Here is a 12,932-nt window from a genome sequence, read left to right on the forward strand (position 1 = left end):
TTTAATAGGGGTTGCTCGCCAACAAATTAGTGGGTTTAAACAATGAACAGTATAGCGTAATTGAGAAGTAGTCATGTTAACCGTAACTTGTACTGACCGCGCATTTCGTCCACTATATTATACACATCATAATTAATATCAAAAACAGCCAATGCTAAAGGAACAATATAATGAGTCAAGCCAATCAACAAACTGCTTATGACGATAATAATATCTTTGCCAAAATGCTTAATGGTGATATTCCTTGCCACAAGGTTTATGAAGATGACAAAACTTTGGCCTTTATGGACATTATGCCGCAAGCAGAGGGTCACGTACTGGTCATTCCGAAGCAAAAAGCAGTGGATTTAAGCGATCTAGAGCCTGAATATGCTGCAGCTATACTGATGACGTCCAAGAAAATTATGCAAGCCCAGCGCCAAGTCTTTGAGCGTGACGGTATTGTTCAGATGCAGTTAAATGGTGCACAAGCTGGACAAACGGTTTTTCATTATCATGTGCATCTGATTCCTTCTAGTATTCATGAGCTAGGTCGTCATGCAGCTATAGAAGTCGATCATGAAAAACTGGCTGAGACTGCCAAACAACTTGCTGCTGTGATTGAGGCATAACTTAATAATGTTATAATTGCGAATAATATGACCGTTTTTTTAAAGGGTTTTAGTAAAATAATCTAAGTTTTTTAATGCTTCTAACTACTTATTAAAAGGCAACCAGCAAGTTGCCTTTTTTATTGCTTGGTAATAGTCATGTAATAAACGTTAAAATAATGTTACAAACTGACGGTAATCCTAGGGTTTGTAAATAGTTTGTGGTAAACAGTACTTCTATTTGGGCGTTGTTGCTTATTTTGACATTGTCGCTCATTCCACTTCAGCGTTTTAAACGAAACCTCGCTTTTACAAACTTTGAGAATACTTTAATTTTTTGAGGATATATCTTTTTAAGAGGCTAGTTTTAAGAGTCTATTTAAGGTGTCCGTTTTAATGAGAACATCTTTATGAAGAGTACATCATCCCGTTCTACTATCTTATTACCGGTATTTTTACCCGCAGCGGCCATCATGTTGTTGCTAGTGATTGGCACTGCCGTTAATCCTGAAGCTGCTGGCGAGCTATTCGGTACCGTTCTGAATTTTACCACCGATACTTTCGGTTGGTTTTATATGTTGGCAGTGGCCATATTCCTCATGTTTATTATCTATCTGGCATTTTCGCCTTATGGCAATATTAAGCTAGGGCCTGACCATGCCGAAGCTGAATATAAGTTTCTTGAATGGTTTGCGATGCTGTTTTCGGCAGGTTACGGGATAGCCTTGCTGTTTTACGGGGTAGCAGAGCCAGTAATTCACTTTGCCAGTCCACCGTTATCGACACCGCAAACCATTGGGGCAGCAAAAGAAGCGATGCAAATTGCCTATTTTCACTGGGGCTTTCATATTTGGGCGATTTACGGGGTGGTAGGCTTGTCACTGGCGTATTTCGCTTTTCGTCATGGCTTGCCGCTGTCGGTGCGCTCAACGCTATATCCATTAATAGGCGATAGGATTTATGGTCCTATAGGCCATACCGTTGATGTATTTGCCATTGTTGGTACGATGTTTGGTATCGCGACCAGTTTAGGGATTTCAGTATCGCAAATTAATGCCGGCTTAAATTATCTGCTGCCAGATATGATTCCGGTCAGTATTACCGTACAAATTATTATCATTGTGTTGGTGACCTTAGCCGCTTTGGCATCGGTGCTGGCTGGGATGGATAAAGGTGTAAAGCGGCTATCTATTCTAAATATGCTGTTAGCAACTGCCTTAATGCTATTTGTGTTTGTGGTAGGTCCAACCATATTTATTCTAAACGCCTTTATGGAAAATACCGGTAGTTATTTAGGCAATATCGTTGAGCGTACGTTTAGTTTACAAGCATATCAATCAAGTGATTGGATAGGCAGTTGGACGCTATTTATCTTTGCATGGACGATTGCTTGGGCACCCTTTGTTGGACTGTTTATCGCTAAAATTAGTCGGGGTCGTACCATTCGTGAGTTTGTATTGGGTGTGATGTTAGTACCAACCTTATTTACTTTCTTCTGGTTTTCGGTATTTGGTGATACCGCGTTACATATGATTATGGTTGATGGATATGAGTCGCTGATTAGTGAGGTACAAAACAACCAAGCAATTGCGTTATTTAAATTGCTGGAGAACTTGCCGTTTACGCAAATCGTTTCATCATTAACCGTATTATTGATTATCACCTTTTTTGTGACCTCATCAGATTCAGGTTCATTAGTCATTGATGCCTTAGCGGCTGGCGGACGTACCGATACACCATGGTGGCAGCGTACGTTTTGGGTGGTCACTGAAGGGGCGGTCGCTGCGGCTTTACTAGTAGCGGGCGGGCTAGAAGCCTTGCAAACGGCAGCGATTGTTAGTGCTTTGCCCTTTGCTATCATTATATTGATTTCGACCTTTGGTATGTTGCGTGCGCTACGTATTGAAGGGCATCGTAATCAGAGCCTGGGTAATGACAATCATTTACCGCCGCATCTGCTGAAACTAGATGCTTGGCGCGAGCGTATTGATTATATGACTCAACAGCCAACGCGCGATAAAGTGCTTGGTTATATCAAAGGAACGGTTTTATCTTCTATGAGTGAAGTTGCTGAAAAGTTTGCCGACACAGGTTGGTTGCCTGATGTGAACTACGATGAAGTCAATGATCGTGCGGTGTTGGAATTGAGAAGTGGCGACAACGTTGAATTTTGGTATGAAGTTCGCTTATCAGAGCATGATATTCCTGATTATTACACCGAAGATATGGCAAATAAACTGCTGCAAAAACACCATTATCGTGCTGAGGTGTATTTGCGCCGCGGCGGTCAAACCTATGATTTATATGGTTATGAATCAGTGTCAATTATTAATGACATTATTGATCAGTTTGAGAAATATCTACACTTCGTCAATATATCGCCAGATATTTTACCATGGCGCATGCAAGAGCATGATGATGATATTACGCTAGAGCAGGGCAGTGTGTTTGATAAATAGCTATTCCACCAAGGTATGATTGAATTGATTTCTTTGAAACTTTAGTATTAAATAGCTGGTTTTTTCAATGCACAATGAGGGCAGCTGATAAGTTGCCTTTTTTGTTGGGTGGTAGTAGTACTATTTCCAATTTATATCAGCCGCGCCTATTTTCGACCATCAAATAGGCTTTTATACTTTAACTTTTACACTTGAAAAAGAAACTTTCTAGAGACTAATATTAAAAGCCTGTTTGAAGAGTTTTATTTCTGCGAGACCCACTTATGAGTAAACTTCCGCGCTCAACTATTCTGCTGCCCGTATTTGTACCGGCAGCAGTCATTATTATATTACTGGTTGTTGGCACCTCTATCAATCCTGAAGCCGCTGGCGCGTTATTTGCAGACGTGCTTAGTTTTATGACCGATACCTTTGGCTGGTTTTATATGCTGGCAACGGCATTGTTTTTAATGTTTATTATTACGTTGGCATTTTCGCCTTATGGTAGCATTAAGCTGGGGCCCGATCATTCAGAGCCTGAATATAAATTTGGCGAATGGTTTGCGATGCTGTTCTCAGCTGGTTACGGTATTGCCTTATTGTTCTTCGGGGTTGCAGAGCCGGTGCTACATTTTGCCAGTCCGCCACTCTCAGACCCGCAGACTATTCAGGCGGCAAAAGAGGCGATGCAGATTGCTTATTTTCACTGGGGTTTTCATATTTGGGGCATTAATGCTACGGTCGCATTAACACTAGCTTATTTTTCATTCCGTCATGGACTGCCATTGTCCATGCGCTCAACTTTGTATCCTATCATTGGCGATAAAATTTACGGCCCTATTGGGCATACAGTGGATGTGTTTGCAATTTTGGGCACAATGTTTGGTCTAGCAACCAGTTTAGGTATTTCTGTCTCACAAATTAATGCAGGTTTAAACTACCTACTACCTGATTTGATTCCGGTTAATAACACGGTACAGGTCATAGCTATTGCACTTATTACCGCAGCGGCATTGGTATCAGTGCTTGCTGGAATGGATAAAGGCGTGAAGCGGCTGTCTATCTTAAATATGGGACTGGCAACTGCGCTGATGTTATTCGTATTTATCGTTGGCCCAACCATATTTATTTTGAATGCCTTCATGGAAAATACGGGTAGTTATTTAGGCAACCTTGTTGAGCGCACTTTTAGCTTACAGGCTTATCAGCTCAGCGACTGGATTAGTAACTGGACACTATTTATTTTTGCATGGACGATTTCTTGGGCGCCTTTCGTAGGGCTATTTATTGCGAAAATTAGCCGTGGTCGCACTATCCGTGAATTCATTGTCGGTGTGATGTTAGTCCCGACCATTTTTACCTTCTTTTGGTTTGCCGTGTTTGGTGATACGGCACTACATATGATTATGATTGACGGCTATACCTCATTGATCACTGATGTACAAGACAATCAAGCAATTGCGTTATTTAAATTATTAGAAAGACTACCTTTCACCCAGATTGTATCTTCACTTGCAGTGCTTCTTATTGTTACTTTCTTTATCACCTCGTCAGATTCAGGCTCATTGGTTATTGATTCGCTTGCCGCAGGTGGTCGCAGTGATACACCAGCATGGCAACGCACCTTTTGGGTAGTGACCGAGGGGTTGGTCGCTTCTGTATTGTTACTTGCAGGGGGACTGACGGCGTTGCAAACCGCTGCTATTGTCAGTGCGCTGCCGTTTGCAATTATTATGCTGATGGCGATGTTTGGCATGTGGAAGGCTCTACGAATTGAAGGGCATCGCAATCAAAGTTTAGGCAATAATAATAGGATACCGCCACATCTACTCAAGGCCTCATCGTGGCGTGACCGGATTGATTATCTTAACGATCAACCAACGCGTGATAAGGTTTTAAACTATATTAAAGAGACAGTGATGCCATCAATGGTTGAAGTGTCTACTAAGTTTGCAGAAACGGGCTGGATAACTGAGGTCAACTATGACGCAGTCAATAATCGTGTGGTGTTGGAGCTACAACGCGGCGATGATGTTGAGTTTTGGTATGAAGTTCGTTTATCTGAGCATGAGGCACCAGATTATTATACTGAAGAGGGTGCGGATGAATTGGCGCAGCAGCACGATCATCGCGCTGAGGTGTACCTGCGCCGTGGTGGCCAAACCTATGATCTATATGGTTACGAATCTGAGGCAGTTAACAATGACATTATTGATCAGTTTGAGAAATACTTACACTTCATAAATATCTCACCAGATACTTTGCCGTGGCGTATGCAGGAGCACGATGATGATATTACGCTTGAGCAGGGCAGTGTGTTTGATAAGTAAGTTATTCAGGTTAAGCGCTTGCAATATGCGTACGAATGCTTAGAATAACGGCTTGTTTTTATTACAAATCAAGCCGTTTTTTATGTCTATCAAGCCTTTATTTTTACCCTCATCTCTGTCAGCATCCGATCATCCTTTATTACAGCCATTAATAATTGGCGGATTAACGATTGAAAATCGCCTGATCGTGGCGCCGATGGCAGGGGTAACTGATAACCCATTTCGTAGATTGTGTAAATCATTTGGTGCAGGTCATGCCGTCAGCGAAATGATTATTGCGGATACCGCGCTTTATGCACGTAAAAAGTCCTTATATCGTGCTAACTTTGATAATGAAATAGCGCCTATTTCCGCACAAATTGCTGGCGCAGAACCCGATAAATTAGCTGAAGCCGCCCGCTATCAAATTGATAATGGGGCGCAGATTATTGATATTAATATGGGTTGCCCGGCCAAAAAAGTCTGCCGTAAGCTGGCAGGTTCAGCACTATTGCAAGATGAGGATTTGGTGGCGCGTTTGCTTGACACCGCCGTCAATGCCGTTGATGCCCCCGTAACATTAAAAACAAGACTGGGTTACGAGAATGGGCGTGAGAATATTTTGCGTATTGCGCGTCGAGCGGAGCAAGCAGGTATTGCCGCCATTGCCATTCATGGGCGTACCCGCGAAGATATGTATACTGGGGAGGCGCGTTATGATTTAATACGTGAAGTGAAAGAAAGTGTCAGTATTCCGGTGATTGCCAATGGCGATATTGATAGCGCGCAAAAAGCACAGCGTGTCTATGAGTTAACGGGATGTGATGCGGTCATGATAGGGCGCGCCGCACAAGGGCAACCGTGGCTATTCCGTGATGTTAGGCACTTTTTGCAAACCGGTGAAACGTTACCAGCACCAACTATTAGCGAGATTAAAGAAATCGTCTTAGCGCATCTGCAAGAATTATATGAGTTTTATGGTGAATATTCTGGCTGCCGTATTGCCCGTAAGCATATCGCATGGTATACCACCGGTATTCCAAATTCTAATGTTTTTCGACAAGCTATGTATTTCGAAGATAGCACCGCCGGACAGTTCCGCGTGGTCGAAGCATTTTTATGCGCTCATGAATAGGCTGTCATTTATACAGTTTGAATATTTGAATAACCGTCAACCACCTCAAAACAAATTACTAGCCAAACACCCGCCATAATATCCAAAATAGTCCGGCCATAATGATAGCAATGACCAATAAACGCTTGGCCCAATAAGGGATGAGCGGTTTTTTATAACCCAAATCATTGAGTTGACTGTCAAGCCCCTTTTGTAGGCTTTTAAAGTTCTGTTCCGGCGGGGTTGTTTTCACTCGGTCTTTAATTAATACATCCATACTGTCTTTCGTTTGTTCGGTATCAAAGGTAAGGGCATCATGCGGAATGCCTTGTTTGTTAGCAATGGCATTGAGTTTTTGCTGCTGCTTAACCTTGAGCTCAGTCTCATAGGCATCAATACGGTTTTTTGCAGCGTCCATACTTATATTTTCGTCTGCCACTAATGTTTTGATTGCAATGACTAAGTTGCCTTTTTCTACCATCATGATGACCGCTTTTGGCAGCTTGGCGTTGACAGGCTTTGAGTTGGGGTCGGAGTTAAACATGATTGTCCTTCATAATTATTCTTATCGTCTACTGGCGCGAACATGCGTATGCATAATATGAGTCATTATAGCAATTTTATGCCAGTAACTTTATCTTAGTAAATTTATACCTATAAAACGTATGCAAAAAAATACCGCAACCTTTTTTATGATTGCGGCAAATTTTCAAGTTATTACTGTCTATCGAGATGAAAGATTACATATCTTTCCAGCGCTGAATAGAATCTTTAATCACGTCTTTAGCTTCAGCGACGTCGCCCCATGATTCGACCACAGTCGTGCCTGGTTTTTTCAAATCTTTATAGTGGCTAAAATGGAACTGTAATTGGTTGATAAGCTGTTTTGGTAAGTCGTCTAAACTGTTATAAGCGTTACCGTTATTACGGTCATCAGCTGGTACGACAACAATCTTATCATCAACTTCGCCATCATCAACGAATTTCATGACGCCGATAACTTTGGCTTTTAAGAATATACCAGTGGTTAAAGGATATTCAGTGATGATTAGTACATCAAGCTCATCGCCATCTTCATCAAGAGTGCGTGGGATAAAACCATAGTTGCAAGGCTTAGCAAAAATCTGTGGATCAATACGGTCTAGCTCAAATACGGCCAGTTCGCGATTCCATTCAATTTTATGACTACTACCTGTTGGGATTTCAACGACCACATTAATAATGCCGCCATCAACATCGCCTGCGTCTAAAATTTTATTAAAATCTGCCATAAAGTGCTCCTGTTTGCTTTTGTTGTTTATACTGAAATTTAAGGAAGTGGTAAAGATATGCACATAAATATCACTAGCCATTTATTTTTAGGCCATATGAAAGCTATATTAACGCGGCAAGGTTATTGCTGCATTAATTCTGTGCCACCCGCGAGTATAACAAGTTTGGAAAATATTTTCTCGTTCCGCTTTAGTCCAAGCAGGCACGATATTATGCATAATTGGACTCAGACTATTATTGTTGATAATAAAGATTCACAATTAACGCTTAGGCGCTACTGGCCGCAGCTCAATCAATCCTGCATGACGCTGAGCAATATTATCAATAAGCTTTTGCGTGACTTGTTCATAGCTTAACGCCTCGTTGGTGTTTTCCTGTATAGCTACAAAGCCCGAGAGCCGTAGCATTTGCATACCGGCATAGCCACAAGGATTAATCGCATTAAATGCAGACAAATCACAATTGATATTGAGCGCAATACCATGATAACTAAAGCCATGCTTAATCTTAAAGCCTAGTGAGGCAATTTTGCCAAGCATAATAGCGTCGTCAGATGGTAAGTTAAGTTCATTATCTTCAGCAGTTACGCTAGCTTTTTCCGATGCATCAGCATATAGGTATACACCCGGTGCATCACGGCGAGCATGAGCGCTGATTTTGCTACCGTTGTTAGTATCCGGGTCATTAGATGATGACTGACTATTTAGGCACTCATTGACCACATCTTCAATAGCTTGCTCGGCATGAGACACTAAATGACGCACACTCCAGCCCAGACTGTGTAAATCAAACAGCCAATAAATCACCAGCTGTCCATGACCATGCCACGTCACTTGTCCACCGCGATCGGTCTTGATAATCGGCGTATCCGTATGCTGTAAAACATGCTCTTCTTTACCTGCTTGTCCGAGCGTATAAACATCGTTATGATCGACAATCCATAGCTCATCTGGCGACCGTAAATTTTGGTCTTTTTTTAAGGCGATACGTTCAAGGGTACGGGCTAGCATGGCATCGTGAGTGGGATTGTAGTCAGCGGCTATCAAGGTTTTACTGAGGAGGGTTTTACTGATAACAGTATCATTGATTTGTTGAGTCATTAGCGTAGCAACTTCTTATTTTATAATGGTAATAGATGTAATGTACTTAATAATAGGTAAGATTAATACTCCGATATTATCTCGCGTAGCAGTCGAGTGTAGCAGTTTTTAAGTGGCCTACCCAAGTACTAATAAAGCTAAAAATGCGACTTAATAATATATCTCAATTGTCATTAATGACACTCCTGAAGCCTTTTACAAACCTGTCAGTGTGCTAAATGCGCTTTTCATTCACCAATCAATACGCTACATTGAGTGATAATCAAAAGCTGTAACCAAATATAGCGCCTTAATTCTAAGGTGTATAACAAGGATGACCGATGACAGATAATAAAACTGACAACAATGAAGCCAATATTAAGCAAACCATCAGCGTTACTGACCATGCGCTTGGCATTATTACGACCTCTGAGCAATTACAAACACAGTTTTCACGTTTGCATACAATCAGCCGTACCAAGCCGATACTAGACTGGGCAACACGTGCTACTCAATTAGACAATCTAGAGGCGATGTTAAGTGACAATCAAACGGGTCTAGCAAAAGCTATTAGCGCTGACTTCGGGCATCGTAGTGTGTCAGAGACGCAATTTGCAGAATTGTTTCCCAGCTTCACGGGTATTACTCATGCTAAAAAGCATGGTAAAGCATGGATGAAAACTCGCCGCGCATCTATATCACCGCTGTATCTACCGGCTCATAATGAAATCCAGCCGCAGCCATTAGGGGTGGTAGGTATTATAGTGCCATGGAACTATCCGCTATATTTAGCAATAGGACCGATGATTGATGCCTTAACTGCGGGCAATCGGGTGATGATTAAAATGAGTGAGTCAGCACCGCAATTTGCAGAAGCCTTTGCTAAAGCGGTCGCCCATTATTTCTCATCCGATATGGTTTGTGTAGTGCTTGGTGAAGTCGATATTGCAGAAGCTTTTAGCAAACTACCTTTCGATCATCTACTCTATACGGGTTCGACTGCGGTCGGTAAGAAGATAATGGCTGCGGCAGCGCCTAACCTGACTCCAGTCACCCTTGAGCTTGGTGGTAAATCACCTGTGATTGTGCTGGATGATGCCAATCTTGACAGTGTCGTCAATCGGATTATGATGGGTAAAACGCTCAATGCAGGACAGACCTGTATCGCCCCTGACTACGTGCTGATTCCGCGTCAGCATCATCAACGTTTCATCAGTCTAGCGAAAGCGTGGATGCAAGAGCATTATCCTAATATTGCTAACAATCAAGATTATACTCATATTATTAATGATGAGCAGTTTGAGCGGGTACAAGGCTATCTACAAAAACTGCCAAAGGATAGTGTGCATCCGCTAACCGAAGTGGCCATTAATACCGAAACTCGTCTGATGCCGCCAGTTATTATCACTGAACCTGCGCTTGACAGCGACCTGATGCAAAATGAGATTTTTGCGCCGATATTGCCGCTAATACATTATGAAACCCTTGATGATGCCATTCAGTTTATCAATGCGCGTCCACGGCCCTTGGCGTTATATGTCTTTGGCAATAATGACCGTGCTATAGAAAAAGTGCGCAACCATACAGTATCAGGTGGCGTCTGTATCAATGAAGTCATCGTTCATGTGGCACAGCATGATTTGCCCTTTGGTGGCGTTGGGCATTCTGGTATGGGCGCGTATCATGGCAAAGCTGGCTTTGAGCGTCTTAGCCATATGAAACCGGTATTTGTACAAGCTAAAATCAATGGTATGAATTTATTATTGCCCCCTTATGGCGATTTTTTTAAAAAAGGCATGGCGCTGTTGTTGAAGTGATTTTTGTATAATTATTAAAGCTTAATTTAAAATAGCGTCTATTAATATAGACGCTATTTTTTTTGTGAAAAAACATTAAAATCTATTAAGTTTAGACCTGCTGTTTCCTGAAAATAGTATTTAATAACTCTGAAATAAACATTTGTTATCAATAGTATAAATCGCTACACTTCGTAGTAAGTCTAAACGTCAGTTATGGTACGTCTAAGTTTGCTATTACCTTTAATTTAGACTATTAAAATATAAGTAGTAAATGTTAATTCGTATTTTTCAGTAGCCTTACTTCAGTAACTAGAATACCTATAAATAGGACATGTCATGCGCCAATGGATTGCGTTAAGTTTACTGTTACTTAGTTCGTGGTTACTGCCTGTATCCGCATCGGCAGCATGTGAGACTCCGATTAAATTTGGCGCATTGACGTGGGAGAGCGGGCAATTTACGACTGGGGTGCTGAAGTATATTGCTGAGAGTGGTTACGACTGTCAGATTGAAGAGGTTCCAGGGGCGGGACCGGCAATAGAAACGGCGTTATCACAAAACGACATCCAAGTTATTGGAGAGCAGTGGGTGGGACGTTCGCCTATCATGGAGCAGGCCATCAAGGATAATAAGGTGGCGGTTATCGGTGATACGCTCAAAGGTGGTGCAACTCAGGGCTGGTATGTGCCCAAATATGTGATGGAAGACAACCCAGGATTACGTCGCTATCAAGATTTACCAAAATATGCGCATCTGTTTAAAGATCCTGAAGACCCCAAAAAATCACGTTTTATGAATTGTCCATCTGGTTGGGCGTGTGAGGTTTTTAACACCCGATTGCTCAAAAATACGGGTCTTGGTAATACCTTTAACAACGTTCATCCCGGTACAGGTGCAGCTCTCGATGCTGAGATTGCTTCGGCATTTGAGCAGCGCAAACCATTATTATTTTACTATTGGCAGCCGACAGGATTAATTGCTAAGTATGACTTTGCACCGCTAGAGTTTCCTGCTCATGATGATGCGTGCTGGCAAGATTTGCTAAGAGCAGATGGCAACGCTAATTGTGTCTCTGGCTTCCCAGTGTCACCGCTAGGCATCGCAGTATCAACATCCTTTATGACGACCAATCCTGAATTGTCTGACGTCTTTAAAAAAGTACAGTTTACGCCTGATGCGCTCAATGGTGCTATTTTGGCAATGAGTGAAAGTAAGCGTAGTGGCGATGAGCAGGCATTAGAGTTTCTACGTGACAACCCAACAGTCTGGCAAGCATGGATATCTGATACCGCCGCCAATAACCTTGCTGATGCTTTAGGAATTAGCTTACTTGCAGATAGTGCGGGAAATACCAGCATCAACTCACCGCTCAATAACACAGCATCAAAGTCACGAACTGATACTATGTTAGGATTATCATCGAGCTTTCCCTCGTGGTCGCTTGAAACGCCGCTTAACAAGTCTCTCGCCAGTCTCGTCAAAAACTATGGCGATATATTTCGTAGTATCAGCCATATAGCTTTAACGTATTTATTATTACCTCTTGAGCGTTTGCTAACGATTATTCCACCATGGTTAATCATTGCGCTGGTGACTATATTGGCATGGTTTGGCGTGCGCAAGATATGGTTTGCGCTGGCATGCGGCGCGGGGTTGTTTTTAATTGGTGCTTTTGGGTTGTGGGGCGCATTGATTGATACGCTAGCGCTATTAATCGTTTCAGTATTGGTCACCGTAGTGATTGGGATTCCTATTGGTATTGCCATGTCAGGGAGCAAGCTGCTGCGTAAAATCGTTACGCCCATACTTGATGTGATGCAAACCATGCCAAGCTTTGTGTATTTAATACCGGTGCTCATGCTATTTGGTATAGGCAAAGTGCCAGCCTTATTTGCCACCGTTATTTATGCTTTACCGCCATTGATTCGACTAACCACTTTAGGTATTACTCAAGTTAATCACGAAATGGTTGAAGCGGGGCGCTCATTTGGTAGTACGCATTGGCAATTATTAATTTGGATTAAACTACCGCAAGCATTACCCAGTATTATGGCGGGTATCAATCAGGCAGTAATGATGTCGCTAGCAATGGTAGTTCTAGCGTCTATGATTGGCGCACCGGGCCTTGGAGAGGACGTATTACAGTCTATTCAAACCCTTAATATCGGTCAAGGTCTACAAGCGGGTACAGCGATTGTCATTGTAGCGATTATCATCGACCGTATTACTCAAGCTTTTGGTCAAGGCAAGCGTGCACGGCAAAAAACGATCGAAGCAGGCAAACGCCCTGCTGGTTAGCCGGATTGATTAACTGATGTTTAAACAGTACTT

Annotated in this window: 9 protein-coding genes; 6 read left to right on the forward strand and 3 right to left on the reverse strand. The window is 42.2% G+C overall.

Going from position 1 to position 12,932, the window contains the following annotated elements:
* Nucleotides 1–170: 170 nt before the first annotated feature.
* The 4 genes from ES754_RS01530 (at nt 171) to dusB (ending at nt 6,472) form a co-directional block, all read left to right on the forward strand.
* Entirely contained in the window at nt 171–611 is a 441-nt protein-coding gene (locus ES754_RS01530; RefSeq protein ID WP_147221429.1) for an HIT family protein, read from the forward strand.
* A gap of 389 nt (nt 612–1,000) precedes the next feature.
* On the forward strand, nt 1,001–3,049 hold the full coding sequence (locus tag ES754_RS01535; protein WP_147221431.1) for a BCCT family transporter: 2,049 nt from the start codon (nt 1,001–1,003) through the stop codon (nt 3,047–3,049).
* Between the two features lie 263 nt (nt 3,050–3,312).
* Entirely contained in the window at nt 3,313–5,358 is a 2,046-nt protein-coding gene (locus tag ES754_RS01540) for a BCCT family transporter (RefSeq protein ID WP_147221433.1), read from the forward strand.
* An 82-nt stretch (nt 5,359–5,440) separates the two neighbouring features.
* A complete protein-coding gene (gene dusB, locus ES754_RS01545) occupies nt 5,441–6,472 on the forward strand; it encodes a tRNA dihydrouridine synthase DusB (RefSeq protein WP_147221435.1) in 1,032 nt (343 codons plus the stop codon).
* Nucleotides 6,473–6,530: 58 nt separating this feature from the next.
* Here dusB and ES754_RS01550 read toward each other — a convergent pair whose 3' ends face one another.
* From ES754_RS01550 to ES754_RS01560, 3 genes are all read right to left on the reverse strand, one after another.
* On the reverse strand, nt 6,531–6,995 hold the full coding sequence (locus ES754_RS01550; RefSeq protein ID WP_147221437.1) for a hypothetical protein: 465 nt from the start codon (nt 6,993–6,995) through the stop codon (nt 6,531–6,533).
* A gap of 196 nt (nt 6,996–7,191) precedes the next feature.
* Nucleotides 7,192–7,722, reverse strand: a complete 531-nt coding sequence (locus ES754_RS01555) for an inorganic diphosphatase (protein WP_147221439.1) — start codon at nt 7,720–7,722, stop codon at nt 7,192–7,194.
* Between the two features lie 261 nt (nt 7,723–7,983).
* Complete coding sequence (locus ES754_RS01560) at nt 7,984–8,823, reverse strand: lipoyl protein ligase domain-containing protein (protein ID WP_147221441.1); 840 nt, start codon at nt 8,821–8,823, stop codon at nt 7,984–7,986.
* A gap of 320 nt (nt 8,824–9,143) precedes the next feature.
* Between ES754_RS01560 and ES754_RS01565 the strand changes: the two genes are divergently transcribed.
* Together ES754_RS01565 and ES754_RS01570 are read left to right on the forward strand one after the other, a co-directional pair.
* Nucleotides 9,144–10,619, forward strand: a complete 1,476-nt coding sequence (locus ES754_RS01565) for a coniferyl aldehyde dehydrogenase (protein ID WP_147221443.1) — start codon at nt 9,144–9,146, stop codon at nt 10,617–10,619.
* Between the two features lie 318 nt (nt 10,620–10,937).
* Nucleotides 10,938–12,899 (forward strand): glycine betaine ABC transporter substrate-binding protein, encoded by a 1,962-nt coding sequence (locus tag ES754_RS01570; RefSeq protein ID WP_147221445.1) that lies wholly within the window; start codon nt 10,938–10,940, stop codon nt 12,897–12,899.
* Nucleotides 12,900–12,932 lie beyond the last annotated feature (33 nt).

Source organism: Psychrobacter frigidicola, assembly GCF_007997305.1.
GTDB lineage: Bacteria > Pseudomonadota > Gammaproteobacteria > Pseudomonadales > Moraxellaceae > Psychrobacter > Psychrobacter frigidicola.